General features: G+C 68.0%; 17 protein-coding genes. 11 read left to right on the top strand and 6 right to left on the bottom strand.

Annotated elements, in window-relative coordinates; all coding sequences use genetic code 11:
• Positions 1-2: 2 nt before the first annotated feature.
• Complete coding sequence (locus tag H7V21_RS12380; protein ID WP_188054044.1) at positions 3-269, top strand: hypothetical protein; 267 nt, start codon at positions 3-5, stop codon at positions 267-269.
• A gap of 1 nt (position 270) precedes the next feature.
• On the opposite strand, the gene H7V21_RS12375 is transcribed toward H7V21_RS12380, so the two are convergent.
• Together H7V21_RS12375 and H7V21_RS12370 are read right to left on the bottom strand one after the other, a co-directional pair.
• On the bottom strand, positions 271-969 hold the full coding sequence (locus tag H7V21_RS12375; RefSeq protein ID WP_188054043.1) for an alpha/beta hydrolase: 699 nt from the start codon (positions 967-969) through the stop codon (positions 271-273).
• Positions 966-1,685 (bottom strand): TIGR02117 family protein, encoded by a 720-nt coding sequence (locus tag H7V21_RS12370; RefSeq protein WP_262503859.1) that lies wholly within the window; start codon positions 1,683-1,685, stop codon positions 966-968. Before H7V21_RS12370 ends, H7V21_RS12375 begins: the two co-directional genes overlap by 4 nt.
• Here H7V21_RS12370 and phhA point away from each other — a divergent pair.
• Positions 1,684-2,580, top strand: a complete 897-nt coding sequence (gene phhA / locus H7V21_RS12365; protein ID WP_188054042.1) for a phenylalanine 4-monooxygenase — start codon at positions 1,684-1,686, stop codon at positions 2,578-2,580. The genes H7V21_RS12370 and phhA overlap by 2 nt on opposite strands.
• 4 nt (positions 2,581-2,584) lie before the next feature.
• Here the strand turns inward: phhA and H7V21_RS12360 are convergent, their stop codons facing one another.
• From H7V21_RS12360 to H7V21_RS12345, 4 genes are read right to left on the bottom strand one after another with little or no spacing between them, the layout of a single operon-like run.
• The gene (locus H7V21_RS12360; RefSeq protein ID WP_188054041.1) at positions 2,585-3,562 is read right to left on the bottom strand and encodes a 50S ribosomal protein L11 methyltransferase; all 978 of its coding nucleotides are present in this window, start codon (positions 3,560-3,562) and stop codon (positions 2,585-2,587) included.
• Between the two features lie 12 nt (positions 3,563-3,574).
• Positions 3,575-4,279, bottom strand: a complete 705-nt coding sequence (locus H7V21_RS12355) for an SDR family NAD(P)-dependent oxidoreductase (RefSeq protein WP_188054040.1) — start codon at positions 4,277-4,279, stop codon at positions 3,575-3,577.
• Between the two features lie 38 nt (positions 4,280-4,317).
• The gene (locus H7V21_RS12350; RefSeq protein WP_188054039.1) at positions 4,318-5,685 is read right to left on the bottom strand and encodes a methyl-accepting chemotaxis protein; all 1,368 of its coding nucleotides are present in this window, start codon (positions 5,683-5,685) and stop codon (positions 4,318-4,320) included.
• Positions 5,686-5,701: 16 nt separating this feature from the next.
• Entirely contained in the window at positions 5,702-7,063 is a 1,362-nt protein-coding gene (locus tag H7V21_RS12345; protein WP_262504104.1) for a methyl-accepting chemotaxis protein, read from the bottom strand.
• A 178-nt stretch (positions 7,064-7,241) separates the two neighbouring features.
• Between H7V21_RS12345 and sdhC the strand changes: the two genes are divergently transcribed.
• The 9 genes from sdhC to H7V21_RS12300 all read left to right on the top strand — a co-directional run bounded on the left by sdhC (position 7,242) and on the right by H7V21_RS12300 (position 15,939).
• Positions 7,242-7,667: a succinate dehydrogenase, cytochrome b556 subunit gene (gene sdhC, locus H7V21_RS12340; RefSeq protein ID WP_188054038.1), complete on the top strand. Its 426-nt coding sequence runs from the start codon at positions 7,242-7,244 to the stop codon at positions 7,665-7,667.
• Complete coding sequence (gene sdhD, locus H7V21_RS12335) at positions 7,660-8,049, top strand: succinate dehydrogenase, hydrophobic membrane anchor protein (protein ID WP_188054037.1); 390 nt, start codon at positions 7,660-7,662, stop codon at positions 8,047-8,049. Before sdhC ends, sdhD begins: the two co-directional genes overlap by 8 nt.
• Positions 8,049-9,851, top strand: a complete 1,803-nt coding sequence (gene sdhA, locus H7V21_RS12330) for a succinate dehydrogenase flavoprotein subunit (RefSeq protein WP_188054036.1) — start codon at positions 8,049-8,051, stop codon at positions 9,849-9,851. The genes sdhD and sdhA overlap by 1 nt, the downstream gene beginning before the upstream one ends.
• Before the next feature lie 406 nt (positions 9,852-10,257).
• Positions 10,258-11,274, top strand: coding sequence for a C13 family peptidase (locus H7V21_RS12325; protein ID WP_188054035.1), 1,017 nt, complete (start codon positions 10,258-10,260; stop codon positions 11,272-11,274).
• Between the two features lie 315 nt (positions 11,275-11,589).
• Complete coding sequence (locus H7V21_RS12320; protein ID WP_188056533.1) at positions 11,590-12,237, top strand: ATP-dependent Clp protease proteolytic subunit; 648 nt, start codon at positions 11,590-11,592, stop codon at positions 12,235-12,237.
• A gap of 351 nt (positions 12,238-12,588) precedes the next feature.
• Positions 12,589-13,371 carry a succinate dehydrogenase iron-sulfur subunit gene (locus H7V21_RS12315; protein WP_188054034.1) on the top strand — a complete coding sequence of 261 codons (783 nt, stop codon included), beginning with the start codon at positions 12,589-12,591 and terminating at the stop codon, positions 13,369-13,371.
• A gap of 43 nt (positions 13,372-13,414) precedes the next feature.
• A complete protein-coding gene (locus H7V21_RS12310; RefSeq protein WP_188054033.1) occupies positions 13,415-13,870 on the top strand; it encodes a PaaI family thioesterase in 456 nt (151 codons plus the stop codon).
• 25 nt (positions 13,871-13,895) lie between these two features.
• On the top strand, positions 13,896-15,011 hold the full coding sequence (gene zapE / locus H7V21_RS12305) for a cell division protein ZapE (RefSeq protein WP_188054032.1): 1,116 nt from the start codon (positions 13,896-13,898) through the stop codon (positions 15,009-15,011).
• A 46-nt stretch (positions 15,012-15,057) separates the two neighbouring features.
• Positions 15,058-15,939 carry a hypothetical protein gene (locus tag H7V21_RS12300; protein WP_188054031.1) on the top strand — a complete coding sequence of 294 codons (882 nt, stop codon included), beginning with the start codon at positions 15,058-15,060 and terminating at the stop codon, positions 15,937-15,939.
• Positions 15,940-16,105 lie beyond the last annotated feature (166 nt).

Raw genomic sequence — 16,105 nt, 5'->3', positions numbered from 1 at the left:
CGATGCGCAAACTGATAATTCCCGTGCTGCTGGCGCTGCCGCTCGCGAGCGGGGGCTGCGTCGCCAAGGCGGCGTGGGATGTGGCGACTCTGCCGGTGCGCGCCGGCTCGCAGGTGGTCGACTGGACCACGACGAGCCAGGAGGAATCGGACCGCAACTATGGCCGCCGGGTCCGCGAGCAGGAAGCGCGCGAAGGCCGCGAGCACCGTGCACAGGAACGCGAGGAGCGCGAGCGCTGCGAACGCGAGCGCCGCCGCGACTGCGACTGAGCTAGCCGGGCGCCCCGCCCAGCACCTCCGCGATCGCGCGCAGCACCTGCGGGTGCATCTGCACCCACAAATGCCCGCTCTCGACTTCGATCGCCCGGCAGTTCGGAGTGTGACAGGCGCGCCCGTTCACAAGCCCGTCGCTGCGGCTCCAGATCGCACTCGCCGGCACCGGCAGCGGCGCGGCGGCCTCGGCGAGCAGCGCCGCCACCACCGGATCGTCGATTCGCTCGCCGCTCAGCCACTGATAGACGCGCCACACATTGGTCGCGGTCGGAGACCCGGCGAAGGGAGCGCTGACCGTGACGACCTCGCGCACCAGCCCCGGCTGCCGATGCGCGGCGATCCGCGCCATGATCCCGCCCAGCGATACGCCGATCAGCGTCACCGGAGCGCCCGCCTCGCGCGCGACCGTCTCCACTCGCGCCAGCAGCCGCTCACCCTGCGGCCCGATCGCACGCGGCCCGAAATTGCGCCCGAGCTCCCAGCCGACGGCGCGATAGCCGAGCGCGCTCAGATAGCGCCGCATCACGAACATCGCACCGTCGCCGTTGAACAGCCCCGGCAGCAGCAGCAGCGGGCGCCCGTCGCCGCGCGGCGCGGCCTGCAGTTCGGGCCAGCGCCGCGCCAGCTTCGCCAGCGTGCCCAATGCGCGGACCGGCTCGGCGAGCAGCAGGCGAGTCGCCGGCGGCCCGTGCGTCACTGCCGCGCCCAGAACATCACCGACGCGGCGAGCGGCGTCCAGGCGCCCATCCGTACCCCCGCCGTGCGCAGCGCGCGTCCCACCCATTCGTTGCACGTCACCACGCCGCTATAGCTTCCGTTCGCGGGATAGAAGGCGTCGTGCGGCCCATAGCCGCGGATCACCGCTGGTCCGTCGCGATCGAAGGTCGCGCGGATGAACGCCGCCAGCCGCCGATATTCCTCGGGCCGCAGCAGGATCGATCGCACGCCTTCCGACCGCCGCGGTTCGCCGATATGCTCGACCAGCAGCACCGTATCGTCGGTCCCGACGAGCGCCCCGATCGCAATCAGCGGATCGAGATCGGCCCAGCTCGGCGTGTTGACGTAGAAGTTGCGGTCGCCCCAACCGAAGGCGAGCCATTCGGCCGCGGCATAACGCGGGTCGGCGATATCGCCCGGCTGCACCAGATCGTCCCATGTCACGCCCGCGGCGCGCTTGGGAAGCACGATGCCGGTGTGGACGCCATTGTCCTCGATATAGATGCGGATTCCGCGCTCGGGCTCGTCCCAGCCTGGATTGGCGGGGATCAGCGTCCCCGCGAGCGCCGCGACGCCATAGGCCGCGACCAGCGCCGCCGCCGCCAGCACCAGCCACGCAACGCCGCGCATGATCCTGCGCGCCACCATCCGCACGTCATTTCCCCACATAGGGCAGCCATGATATGCTATCGCCATGGCAAACGATACGCATGTACTGGACCGCCCCCCGGAGGGCGCCGCCGCCGACTGGACGATCCCGCAGGGCTGGGAAAACTACACTGCCGAGGAACATGCCACCTGGGACACGCTGTTCGAGCGCCAGGTGAAGCTGCTCCCCGGCCGCGCGAGCAAGGCCTATCTGAAGGGGCTCGATGCGCTGCGCCTTTCCGAAGCGGGCATTCCCGATTTCGAGGAATTGTCGGAACGGCTGATGAAGCTCACCGGCTGGCAGGTGGTCGCCGTTCCCGGCCTCGTCCCCGACGAAGTCTTCTTCGATCACATGGCGAACCGGCGGTTCGTGGCGGGCAATTTCATCCGCCGTCCCGACCAGCTCGACTATATCCAGGAGCCCGACGTCTTCCACGACGTGTTCGGCCATGTCCCGCTGCTCGCCGATCCGCGCTTCGCCGACTATCTGGAGGCCTATGGCCGCGGCGGCCTGCGTGCGCTCGAGCTCGGCGCGCTCAAGCAGCTCGGCCGGCTCTATTGGTACACGGTCGAATTCGGCCTGATCGAGGAGGACGAGGATCTGCGCATCTATGGCGCGGGCATCGTGTCGAGCCCGGCCGAAAGCCGCTTCTCGCTCGAAAGCGACAGCCCCAATCGCATCCGCTTCGATTTGCCGCGCGTCATGCGCACCGACTATCGGATCGACGATTTCCAGCAGAACTATTTCGTCATTCCCAGCTTCGACGAGCTGCTTCGGATCACGGTCGAAACCGATTTCGCGCCGCTCTACGAAAAGATCCTGCCGCTGCCCGACATTCCGATCGCCACGATCCTCGCCGACGACGATGTGATCACCCACGGCTCCCAGGAATATGCCCGGCGCAAGGCGGCGGAAGCGAAGGCGCGGGCGGAGCCGGCCTGACCGCCTACCAGCTGCCGTAGCCGGGGCTCTCGCCGGCGCCCGCCGCCAGGCGCGTCACGCGCGCCGCGCCGTGGCGCGGTCGCTTGCGCAGATGCAGCGTCGGCCATTCGCCACGATCGATTCGGCCGGCCAGCCGCAGCCCCTGCCGCCGATAGGCACGGGCGACGCGCTCGGCCTGCCCGTCGAGCAGCCCCGCCAGCACCAGCGAGCCGCCGTCGGCGAGCGCCATGCCCACCGTCGGCGCCAGCTCGATCAGCGGCCCGGCCAGCACGTTCGCGATGATCAGGTCATAGGGCGCGCGCCCGACCAGCGCCGGATGATCGAGCCCCGCTGCCGCCGCCAGCGCCAATGCGCCCGCGCCCTCGCCCAGCCGAACATCGTTCGCGAGCGCGTTCTCGCGCGTCACCTCGACCGCCATCGGGTCGATATCGGATGCGGTCGCATAGGCCTGCGGCCACAGGTGCATCGCCGCAAAGGCGAGCAATCCCGTGCCGGTGCCCAGGTCGAGCAGATTCTGCACCCGGGTGCCGCGTCGCTTCAGCCGGTCGAGCATCAACAGGCAGCCGGTGGTCGTCTCATGCTGTCCGGTGCCGAAGGCGCGGCTCGCCTCGATCCGGAAGGCGCGCTTGCCCGGCGGCACATCGCCCTTGTTGGTGCTGGTATGGACATAGAAGCGGCCGGCATGCACCGGCTCCAGCCCCTGCTGGCTCAGCGTCAGCCAATCCTCGTCGGGAACCTGCTCGATCGAGGGAAGCGGCATTCCCTTCGCGCTCGGCACCAGCGCCTGCAGCGCCGCCACGGTCTGCGCGTCCGGCTCGCCGTCGAAATAGGCGTCGAGCTGCCAGGCCTCGGGATCGTCCGGCACGCGCTCGCGCGTCATCAGCACCGGCAGCGGATCGAGCATCGCCAGCGCCTCGTCGTCGAGCCCCACCGCTTCGGCTTCGGCCCGCGTGCACGGCAGCGTGATCTTCCAGCTCGTCATGCGCCGCGCCCCTCAGCGGACATAGCTCGCCCCATTCACGTCGAGCACCGCGCCGGTCATCGACGGCGGCGCGTCGAGTGCGCAGAAACGCGCGACTTCGGCCACTTCGGCCGGATCGGCGACGCGCCCGAGCGGAATGTCCGCCAGCAGCTTCGGCCCGCCGCGGCTCTCGACATAATCCTCGGCCATGCCGGTCATGGTGAAGCCAGGGCAGATCGCGAAGGCGAGGATGCCCCGCCCCGCATATCCGCGCGCGATCGTCTTGGTCATCGCCACCATCCCCGCCTTCGAAGCGGCATAATGCCAGTGCGCCGGGCTGTCGCCGCGATAGGCGGCGCGGCTGGCGATGTTCACGATCCGGCCGGGGCGCCCTTCGGCCTGCCAGTGGCGCACCGCCAGCCGGCACAGCTCGGCCGAAGCGGTCAGGTTGACGCGCATCGTGCGCTCCCAGGAAGCGACCCAGTCGTCGTGCTCGATGTCGAGCGGAGTCGCCTCGAAGATCCCGGCGTTGTTCACCAGCACGTCGATGCGCCCGTCGAGCGTGTCGAGCGCCGTGCGCCACAGCGCCTGCGGCGCGGCCGGATCGGTGAAATCGGCGGGCACGCCGCTTCGTGTGCCATGGCCGATCAGGCGAACGCTACGCTCTTTCAGCGCGGTCGCGATGGCGGCGCCGATGCCGCGGCTGCTGCCGGTCAGCAGGATGTGAGTGTCGGACATGCGCCACCCCTAGCGGGTGCGGGCGCGCGATGCGAGGCTCAGGCCGCGACCGAGTTCGAGAAACTCTCCGCCGCTTCGCGCAGTCGAGTCAGCCGGTCGTCCACTTCGGCGAACTCGCGCTGCAGCATATCGATCTCGCCGGTCACGTTCTTGGTGTCCTCGCGGATCGCGCCGATCGTGTCGGACATCGAATCCGCCGCCAGCGCGGTCTCGTCGACGGCGGCAGTGATGGCGGTCACGGTCTGCGCCTGCATTTCCATTGCCGCCCGGATCCGGTCGGCGCTTTCCTGCACCTCGTGGACGGTCGAGCGGATCGACGCATTGGTGTCGACCGTCGACTTTGTCGCCGACTGGATCGCCGCGATCTGGGCCGCGATGTCGTCGGTCGCGCGCGCCGTCTGACTGGCGAGGCTCTTCACTTCCTGTGCCACCACCGCGAAGCCGCGGCCGGCGTCGCCGGCTCGCGCCGCTTCGATCGTCGCGTTGAGCGCCAGCAAATTGGTCTGCCCCGCGATGTCGCGGATCAGCCCCAGGATCGATTCGATCGATTTGGCGTGGTCGCTCAGCGTTTCGGACATGCCGACCGCTTCGGTCGCCTGCCCGGCCGCCCGCGTCGCGATTTCGGCGGCCGCTTCGACTTCGCCGCGCGCATCCTCGATCGCGCGGATCAGCCCGGCCGCGGTTTGCGCCGCCTCGCGCATCGCCACCGCCGACTGTTCCGCCGCCGCCGCGACTTCGCTGGTCTTGCCCAGCATCCCCTGAGCCGAAGCCGAAGCGCCCTGTGCCTGCACTCGGATGCGTTTCCCCAGCCCGGTCGTCCCTTCGATCGATTCGGCGATGCTCGCGCGGAACTCCCCCGAGCGCTGCCGCCGTTCCTCGTCAGCCTGGTCGGCGTCGCGCTTGCCCAGATGCGAGGCCATCAGATCGGCCTCGGCCATCGCGAGTCGCTGGACCACGTCGCACAGCCGGGCGAGCCGCACCGGATCGTCGGGCAGTTTCTCCGCGAGCAGATTGACGGTGCGGCTGTGGGCGGCGGCGAAGGCGGCGAGGATCGCCGCGAGCGGCACCCGCGCGCGATGCGTCATCTCGGCGTGGCGCGATGCGATTTCCGCCCATTCGGGTGCATAGGGCTTTTCGAATTTCGCCTTGGTGTAGCGCGAGCTGTCGGCGATCTGCTCCGCCAGCCGCGCTTCGTCGAACCAGCTCTTCACGCGCGCGGTCATCGGCAGCGAAAGATAATGTCTCCAGAAGCTGCTGGCGATGTCTCCATAATGGCCGTGCAGAAGCTCGGCGATCTCCGCGCAACCGGCGCTGAGCCGTCCGTCCCAGTCATAATCGCGCAGATGCGCCTCGTGCGCGCGGCTGTCGCCGCTCCAGCGCCCCAGCTGATAGCTCTGGCGTGCCATGTCCGTTCCTCTCCGTTCAGGCGGCCACCTTCGCGACGAAGTCGCCCGCGCTGCCCTTCAGGCTGCCGAGTTGTCCGTCGAGCGTGGCGAAGCCCTGGCCCACTCGGTCGATCTCGCTGGCGACCGATTCAGTATCCTCGCGAATCGCGCCGATCGTCGCCGACATCGAATCCGCTGCAAGCGCGGTCTCGTCGACCGCCGCGGTGATTGCGGTCACCGTCTGCGCCTGCACTTCCATTGCCGTGCGGATGCGCAATGCGCTCTCCTGCACTTCCGAAACGGTTGTCCGGATCGACGCGTTCTTGTCGACCGTCGATTTGGTCGCCGACTGGATTGCCGCGATCTTCGCCGCGATGTCATCGGTGGCGCGCGCCGTCTGACTGGCGAGGCTCTTCACTTCCTGCGCGACCACGGCGAAGCCGCGGCCGGCGTCGCCGGCTCGCGCCGCTTCGATCGTCGCGTTGAGCGCCAGCAAATTGGTCTGTCCGGCGATGTCGCGGATCAGCCCCAGGATCGATTCGATCGACTTGGCGTGGTCGCTCAGCGTCTCGGACATGCCGACCGCCTCGCCCGCCTGCCCGGCCGCCCGCGTCGCGATCTCGGCGGCCGCCTCGACTTCGCCGCGCGCATCCTCGATCGCGCGGATCAGCCCCGCCGCGGTCTGCGCCGCCTCGCGCATCGCCACCGCCGACTGTTCCGCCGCCGCCGCCACTTCGCTGGTCTTGCCCAGCATCCCGCGTGCAGAGGCGGAGGTGTGCACTGCCTGCTCGCGCAGCGCATCGCCTTCGCGCGAGGCGCGCTCCACCGTCAGCCCGATTGAATCGCGGAATTCGGACGCGAGCCGGTCCCGCGCCACCTGCGCGCTGTGCTCGCGATACATGTTGTAGATCTCGACGGTGATGTCGCTCTCCAGCGCGGAGAGGCGCATCAGCGTGTCGATTCGCTGAAGCAGCTCCGGTTCGCCCGCTTCCATCCGCCGCATCAGGATCTCGAGCGCGGCGCGATCGCTGGCGTTGATCATCGAAAGCAGCGCCATCGGCGGCACGTCCTCGGCATAGGCGGCGGCGACCGACCGTTCGATCGATTCGATCCATGCCGCACCCGATGTGTCGAGGAAGCGATGGCGCAGGAAGACGCTGCCCAGCTCGATCATCTTCTCGGTTTCGTGCGGCGCCCAGTCGCGCTGGTCGGCGAAGCAGCGCAGCCATTGCTGCCAATAGGCTTCGGAAACGTCGCGGATCTCGGGCTCCAGCACCTCCCACACGTCGCGCGCGCGCGTGATCAGCGATCCATCGAAGTCGAACACGCGCAGCCGCGCGCGGATATCGATCCGGCTGCTCATCGTGCCGGCGGGCGGCAGGTCCTTTGAAGCGGGCATCTTGGTCACGGAACGTCGGTCTCCCAGAAGGCGCGGCATTCGCCGGAACGCATGCGGCGCCACGACACGGCCTAGGCGCGCACTGGTTAAGGCCGCGTTATCCAGCGAGGCGCCGATCCGGCTTGCATCCGCTCGCCTGCCGTCTAAGTAGGCGCGTCGACCCGAAAGGAACCCGGATTTGGCTCACGCCCCCAAACCCTCGCGTCCGCTCTCGCCGCATCTCGGCATCTGGAAGTGGGGGCCGCACATGGCGGTCTCGATCGTTCACCGCGTCACCGGCAGCGGCATGGCCACCGTCGGCACGCTCCTGCTCGTCTGGTGGCTGGTCGCGCTGGCGAGCGGCGAAGCCGTCTATGCCGGCTTCCGCGACGTCTTCACGGTCGAATCGGGTGGGCTCAACGTCATCGGCTATGTCGTCGGCATCGGCTTGACCCTGTCCTTCTTCCAGCACATGGCCTCGGGCGTGCGCCACCTGTTCCTCGATCAGGGCGCCAATTTCGAACTCAAGTCCAACAAGCTGACGGCCCTGCTCACCTTCGTCGCCTCGGTGACGCTGACGGTGGCCTTCTGGATCGTGCTCCTGGAGAAGATGATCGATGGGTGACGGAACGAGCATCGGCCGCGTCCGCGGCCTCGGCGCGTCGCACGAAGGCACCGGCCACTGGTGGCACCAGCGGCTCACCGCGGGGTCGAACCTGCTGCTGATGCTGTGGTTCCTCGCGTCGATCCTGATGCTGCCGGATTATAGCTGGATCACGCTTTCCGCCTGGCTGGCACAGCCGTTCGCGGCGGTGCCGATGATCCTGCTGATCGTCAGCACCTTCTATCACTTCCGCCTGGGCCTCCAGGTGGTGATCGAGGATTATCAGCACGATGCGACGCGGATCGTGCTGATGGTCGCGCTCAACTTCTTCGTGATCGCAGCCGCGGCGCTCGCGATCTTCTCGATCCTCAAGATCGCCTTCACGGCCGGAGCCGTCGCCTGATGCCCGAAGCGTACAAGATCATCGACCACACCTACGACACGGTCGTGGTGGGCGCGGGCGGATCGGGCCTGCGCGCGACCATGGGCAGCGCCGAGGCCGGCCTCAAGACCGCGTGCATCACCAAGGTGTTCCCCACCCGCAGCCACACCGTGGCGGCGCAGGGCGGCATCGCCGCCTCGCTGGGCAACAACACGCCCGATCACTGGTCGTGGCACATGTACGACACGGTCAAGGGCTCCGACTGGCTGGGCGACCAGGACGCGATCGAATATCTCTGCCGCGAGGCGCCTCAGGCGGTCTATGAGCTCGAGCACGCCGGCGTGCCGTTCAGCCGCAACGAGAACGGGACGATCTATCAGCGTCCGTTCGGCGGCCACATGCAGAACATGGGCGCCGGCCCGCCGGTGCAGCGCACCTGCGCCGCCGCCGATCGCACCGGCCACGCGATGCTCCACGCGCTCTACCAGCAGAGCCTGAAGTATGACGCGGACTTCTTCATCGAATATTTCGCGCTCGATCTGATCATGGAAAACGGCGCGTGCCGCGGCGTGATCGCGCTGTGCCTCGAGGACGGATCGATCCACCGCTTCCGCAGCCACGCCGTCGTCCTCGCGACCGGCGGCTACGGCCGCGTCTATCATTCGGCCACCTCGGCGCACACCTGCACCGGTGACGGCAACGCCATGGTGCTGCGCGCCGGCCTGCCGCTCCAGGACATGGAGTTCGTCCAGTTCCACCCCACCGGCATCTACGGCGCGGGCGTGCTCATCACCGAAGGCGCCCGCGGCGAGGGCGGCTATCTCACCAATTCCGAGGGCGAGCGCTTCATGGAGCGCTATGCCCCCTCGGCCAAGGATCTCGCCAGCCGCGACGTCGTCTCGCGCTCGATGGCGATGGAAATCCGCGAAGGCCGCGGCGTGGGCAAGGAGAAGGATCATATCTTCCTTCACTTGAACCACATCGATCCCAAGATCCTGGCCGAGCGCCTGCCCGGCATCACCGAAACCGGCAAGATCTTCGCCGGCGTCGATCTGACGCGCCAGCCGCTGCCGGTGGTGCCGACCGTTCACTACAATATGGGCGGCATCCCGACGAATTATCACGGCGAAGTCGTCGCCCCGCGCGACGGCAACCCCGACGCAATTGTCCCCGGCCTGTTCGCGGTCGGCGAAGCCGCGTGCGTCTCGGTCCATGGCGCCAATCGCCTCGGCTCGAACTCGCTGATCGACCTCGTTGTGTTCGGCCGTGCGACCGGCCTGCGCCTCAAGGAGACGCTGAAGCCCGGCACCGCGCACGATGCGCTGCCCAAGGGCTCGGAGGAAGTCGCGCTCACGCGGCTCGACGGCTTCCGCAACGCCAGTGGCGGCTCGCCCACCGCGGCGATCCGCGCCGACATGCAGAAGACGATGCAGCGCCACGCCGCCGTCTTCCGCGATTCGGCGCTGCTCAGCGAAGGCGTCACGCTGATGGAACAGGTCTATGCGCGGATGCAGGACGTCCACGTCACCGACCGCAGCCTGATCTGGAACACCGATCTGGTCGAAACGCTCGAGCTCGACAATCTGCTCGCCCAGGCGCTGGTGACGATCCGCTCGGCCGAAAACCGCAAGGAAAGCCGCGGTGCGCACATGCACGAGGACTTCCCCGAACGCGACGACGCCAACTGGATGAAGCACACGATCGCGACGTTCGACGGCTGGGGCGGCAAGAGCGGCACCACCGCGATCGACTATCGCCCGGTCCACGAATACACGCTGACCGACGACGTTGAGTATATCGAGCCGAAGAAGCGGGTGTACTGAGGCTGCGTCAGCGGCGGAAATCCGGGGGCGCGAGGCACGGCTTCGCGCCCCTTTTCATTGGCGGCCAGAGGGTTGGAAGGCAGGATCGCAGACGGGCGGCTTCGGTCGATTCCGCTCCGCCGCGAAGTCGGCGCTGTCCTACAGCTACCGATTTGTGCCAAGCTTCGCACGTGGCCCACTCTGCGCCTCTTCCCTTCCCCCGCCGCACCGCTGCTTCCTGCTCCGTCCCTCGCACGCGCGCGTTGAGGTGCGACTTTAGTGCGACCTTCGACGGAAAACCGCGGGTTTGCCTGCCGCCGAGTGCCGGTCCCGAATCGAGCGCCCGCCGATCCGCGCGCCGCTTGACTCGGCGGGCGTCAGCGCAACACTCCAGCTTCCCGGGGACTCGGCACAGGGGGGCTGCGCGATGCGACGGCTGATCGGATGGATGGCGGCGCCGGTGGCGCTGCTCGCGCTCCAGTTTCCCGTGGCGGCCCAGCCCGCTCCGCCCGCCGGCGCCCAGGCCGCGCCCGAGCACCGGCTCGACTGGCCCAGGCTGCTCGCGGAGGGCAGCCGAACCGAAATCCAGGCGAGTGTCGATGCCGGGCCGCACTTCGAGCGCGGGCGCTCGGCGCAATGGCTGCTCGATCAGCATCGGCGGCTCGACTCCGCGCTCGCCGCGGTCGCGCCTCAGCGGCGCGGCACGGTCGACGCCTATGTCCTCGTCGCCGGGCTCGACAGCGATCCCGTGTTCGGGCGCGAGGCGCGCGAGGCGGCGCGCGTGCTCGCCCGGCGGTACGACGCCGAAGGGCGCACGGTGTTGCTCGCCGGCAGCGACGGGCGCACCGCCGACGCGCTGCCGATGGGCACGCCCCAGGCACTGGCGCTGGCGCTCGCCACCATTGCCGAGCGCATGGACCCGGCCGAGGACGTGCTGGTCCTCTACACCACCAGCCATGGCGCGCGCTTCGGCCTAGCCTATCACGATGGCGACCAGGGCTATGGCTTCGTGTCGCCGTTGCGGCTCCGGGCGCTGCTCGACGAGCTCGGCATCCGCAACCGGCTGCTGATCCTCAGCGCCTGCTATTCGGGCATCTTCGTCCCCGCGCTGGCGAGCGACACGACTGCGATCCTCACCGCCGCCTCGTCGCAGCGCCCGTCGTTCGGCTGCCTGGCCGAAAATGACTGGACCTTCTTCGGCGACGCGGCGATCAACCGCGCATTGCGCGAACCCCGGCCGCTCGGCGAAGCCGCCGAGACCGCCCGGCGCACGATCGCGCAATGGGAGGCCGACGCCGGTCTCGAAGCGTCGAAGCCCCAGCTGAGCATCGGCAGCGGCGTCGCCGCCTGGCTCGCTCCACTCGAAGCCCGCATGCCTCCCGCCGCGAGCGAACCGGTCGGCCGCCCGGCAATCGAATCGCTGCCCGCGGCGGCCGGACACTGAGGCGGCGGCATGGCGGAGCAGCAGCAATCGCTCGTCGCACGGTTGATCCCCGGCGATCTCGAACGCACCGTCCCGGCGGCGATGCGGCGCGCGCTGCCCGGCGGATTGCGCAACCGCTTCGTCCAGGCCGGGCTCGCGCTGCTGATCGCGGTCGGCTTCGCGTTCGTGGTCCGGCGAATGCTGCAACGGCGCGAGGAGCGCCGTGCGGAGCGCCGTGCGGTCGAGCGCACCCGCCCACCCGAAGCGCTTGCCGCACAGCCGCCTTCCCCGGCCGCTTCCCTGGAACTCTCCCGCACAGGAGCAGTTGCGACTGCCATGAACACGGATCAGACGCCCGCACCCTCCGGCGGCACGCCCCCGCCGTCCCCCGCTCCCGCCGCCGGACAGGAAGCCGGCGAAGACAGCCGCGCCCGCGAGTATCCACTGCTCGCCGAGCCGCACATCCATCTCTCGGGAACGGTCGATCACGCCATGTACGGCAGCTTTCGCGAGCAGCTGCAGGCGGCACCCGACGAGGGCACGCTGGTGATCGCCATCTCCACGCTGGGCGGCGATCCCGAAGTGGCGCGGCTGATGGGCGACGAAGTGCGGCTGCTGCGCGAATATAGCGGGCGCGAGATCCTGTTCCTCGGCAAGGTCGCGGTCTATTCGGCGGGTGCGACCTTCATGGCCGCCTTCCCGGTCGAGAAGCGCTTCCTCACCAAGGGCACCCGGATCATGATCCACGAGCGGGTCATGACGAGCACGATCAACCTGTCGGGCCCGCTCAAGACGCTCACCGCGACGCTCCGCGCCAAGCTCCACGAGATCGAGCACAGCGTGCGAATCGAGGAAGAGGGGTTCCGCGATCTGGTGCGCGGATCGAAGATCGATTTCGACGAAGTGCGCAGCCGTGCGCCGGAGAACTGGTACATCTCGGCAGAGGAAGCGCGCGAAAAGGGTCTCGTGCTCGACGTGATCTGAAAAGGAGTTGGTGTGGAGCGTGATCCGCCGTCCCGGTCGGCACAGCTGCGCGCGGGTTTTCGCGAGGCCCTGCGTGCGCCGGTTTCCTCACGCACGAGAAAGGCCGCTCATGCGGCAGGATTCGTCGCGGGGGCGTCGGCGATGCTCGCGCTGATCCTGCTTCATCGAACCTGAGCGGCACATCATTCGCGCGCAACCTCGAATGGGGGCGGAACGCCGACGGACAGGGACAGGGCAAGGAGCGATAGCGCGCAACTGTCGCTCCTTGTTTGAAACTGATGCCGCGCTCATGTATCGGCCATGTGAATCCGGGCGCCGCCCATGCGGCGCCCATCAGCAACGGGACGCATCATGGCCGATTTTTTCCTGCCCAAGAACAGCAAGATCAAGGCAGGCAAGAAGTTCGACGGGCCGACCACCGGCGGCCGGATCAAGAAGTTCAAGATCTACCGCTACGATCCCGACAGCGGCGCAAACCCGCGATACGACACGTTTCACGTCGATCTCGACGATTGCGGCCCGATGGTTCTGGACGCGCTCATCAAGATCAAGTCGGACCAGGATCCGAGCCTCACCTTCCGCCGCTCGTGCCGCGAAGGCATCTGCGGCTCCTGTTCGATGAACATGGACGGCAAGAACGGCCTTGCCTGCACTACCGCAATCGAGGACATTTCCGGCGAGATCCGCATCACGCCGCTGCCGCACATGGAAGTGATCAAGGATCTCGTCCCCGATTTCACCCATTTCTATGCGCAATACGCCTCGATCCAGCCCTGGCTGAAGACGGTTTCGACCACGCCGTCGGGCAAGGAGCGGCTGCAGAGCCCCGAACAGCGCGAGAAGCTGGACGGACTGTACGAGTGCATCCTGTGCGCCTGCTGCTCGACCGCCTGCCCCAGCTACTGGTGGAACTCCGACCGTTTCCTCGGACCGGCGATCCTGCTCCAGGCCTATCGCTGGCTCGCCGACAGCCGCGACGAGATGACCGGCGAGCGGCTCGACGCGCTCGAGGATCCGTTCCGCCTCTATCGCTGCCACACGATCATGAACTGCGCGAACGTCTGCCCCAAGGGCCTCAACCCCGCCAAGGCGATCGCCGAGATCAAGAAGCTGGAAGCCGAGCGGGCGCTTTGATCTTGGCAGCCTGCGTGGTTCGCGTGTGGCGAACGGCTGCGCCATGACCGAGCCGTTCAGCTTCCGCTACGAGGACGATCCCGACGCACCGGGCTGGAAGCGGTGGGAACTTCCCGCGTCGTCGCTGTTCAACAGCTTCATCGGCCCGGTGCGCGTCCGCGTCGAAGAAGGTGTCGCTCGGGTTCGCTGGCAGGCGGAGGAACGGCACGCCAATCTTCGCGGCCATGTCCATGGCGGCGCGCTGCTCGGCTTTCTCGACATCTGCCTGTTCGCGGCGGCGCGCGGGCTCGACGTGCTGGAAAGCGGTCCCGCCTCGACGGTCGATCTGACCACGCATTTCCTCGCCGGCGCACCCATCGAGCATGTCGTCGAGGCTCGCGTCGAGCTGACTCGCGAGACCGGCCGCTTCCTTTTCCTGCGAGGTCTCGTCGTCCAGGGCGAAGAGAGCGTGGCGAGCTTTTCGGCGCTGATCCGCAAGCCGTCGCGCAAGCCCTCGTGATGCACGCGCCAGATCGGCAACCGGAATGACCCGCGTCCTCGAGCGCTATGAAGCCCTGATCGCCACCGGCGAGCTCCGCCCCGACGCCGAGCAGGCCGTCGCCGCGCACCGACTCGATGCCCTCGCCCACGAACTCGAGCGCGGCCCGCGCAAGGGCAGCATCCTGTGGCGGCTTACCGGCGGGAGCAAGGGCGAACCCCCACGCGGCGTCTATCTGTGGGGCGATGTCGGCCGCGGCAAATCGATGCTGATGGATCTGTTCACCGACTGTGTCGCAGTGAAGCGCAAGCGCCGCGTCCATTTCCATGAATTCATGCTCGATGTGCATGCGCGCCTCAATGAGGAGCGCAAACGTGCGGCCGACAAGCCGGTCGAGCGAGTCGCTGCCGCGCTCGCCGCCGATGTGCGGCTGCTCGCCTTTGACGAAATGGTGGTCAACAATCCGGCGGACGCGATGATCCTCTCGCGGCTCTTCACCGAGCTGATGGGCCACGATGTCACTGTCGTCGCCACGTCGAACCGGCCGCCGCACGACCTCTACAAACATGGCATCAACCGCCAGCTGTTCGTGCCCTTCATCGAGCTGATCGAAGCGAGGATGGACGTGCTGGCGCTCAACGGTCCGGTGGATTATCGGCTCGACCGGCTGGGGCCGATGGATACCTGGCTGGTGCCGAACGGCCCAGAATCGACGCGAAAGCTCTCATCAGCTTTTTTCCGTCTCACCGACTATCCGGTGGAGGATCGCGAGCATGTCCCCTCCGGGGAAATCGAAGTCCAGGGCGGGCGCCTGCTCCACGTGCCGAAATGCCTGAAGGGCGTTGCGGTCTTCTCGTTCAAGCGGCTGTGCGGCGAACCGCGCGGCGCTGCCGATTACCTGGCGATCGCCCGGCGCTTCCACACGGTCATTCTGGTGGGCATCCCGCAGCTGGGGCCCGAAAACCGCAATGAGGCAGCCCGCTTCGTCACCCTCATCGACGCACTATACGAGCACAAGGTGAAGCTGCTCGCTGCAGCCGACGCCGAGCCGGAGCAACTCTATCGAGCCGGCGACGGTGCCTTCGAGTTCCAGCGCACGGTGAGCCGGCTGCACGAGATGACATCGGACTCCTATCTGGCGCAGGGGCACGGGGCGGCTTGAATTGGGCCGACTACAAATGTAGTCATAGGCGGATCGGAGACAGTCCATGCGCCTTTTCCTCGCTTCGCTTTTTCTGACGCTTCTCGCCACGCCGTCGCTGGCGCAACCGCAACCCACCGTCGCCGAGCCACAGGTCCTGCGCCTCGAGCCCTATCGCAAGGGAGTCGCGGCACGTGTTCGGCTGGACGGTGTCGAGCGGCTCCTGGTGTTCGATACCGCGGGCGGCATCTCGGTGCTCGCCCCCGAGATTGCGCGCGCTGCCGGGTGCGAGCCTTGGGGAGCGCTCGTCGGGCATCGCATGACCGGTGATCGCCTGACGCTTCCCCGCTGCGAGCGCGTTGCGATCGAGTGGGACGGCGTCAGGCTCGAGGCGCCAGTGGCGGGCGTGCTCGATGCCACGTCCTTGATGGCCGTCGACGCCGCTCCGATCGACGGGTTGCTGGCGCTCGACGTCTTCGACGGGCAGACCATCACGATCGATTTCGCTGCGCTGTCTCTCATCATCGAGACGCCGGAAAGCCTGGCCGAACGCGTCTCCGGTGCGATCGAGTTGCCGGCGCGGCTCGCGCGCGAAGTAGGTGGTCGGGCCTTGGCGGTGTATATCGACGTGCCCAGCGCGCGGGGCTCGCTGGCGATGGAGCTGGACAGTGGCAACGGCGGCACCATTCTCGTCTCCAAACCCTATGCTGCTGCGCTGGGGCTCGACCCTGCGGCGCCTGGCCCGCAGCGGGGCGCATTTCCGATTGCCGAGGGCGTCGAAGCGCGCGGCGTGATGTTCACCCCCGAACTCGTGATCGACGGGAATCTCGGGATGCCGTTCCTGCGCGACTGGGCCGTGACGCTTGATCTTGCCCGCGGGCGCGTGTGGCTGAAACCCAGCGCCGCAACCCCGCCGCCCTCGATGGGTGCGCCGCCGCCGCTCGAGTGAACCACCTGCACCCGCACGCTCGGCGCAGCGCGACCCAAGGGTTCCGATGGTTTATTGCTCTTGCGAATGAGTTGCAAAGATAATCGTGGCGAGCCCGCATCGCGGGTTGCGGCGTTCCTATAAAGCGCCTAAGCCCCGCACGTTTTCGGGCGCGCGGATGCGTCCG

The organism is Sphingosinithalassobacter sp. CS137 (assembly GCF_014334115.1).
Classification (GTDB): Bacteria; Pseudomonadota; Alphaproteobacteria; order Sphingomonadales; family Sphingomonadaceae; genus Sphingomonas.
The sequence above is the reverse complement of the archived record's forward strand: the minus strand, read 5'-3'. Positions and strand labels throughout refer to the sequence as shown.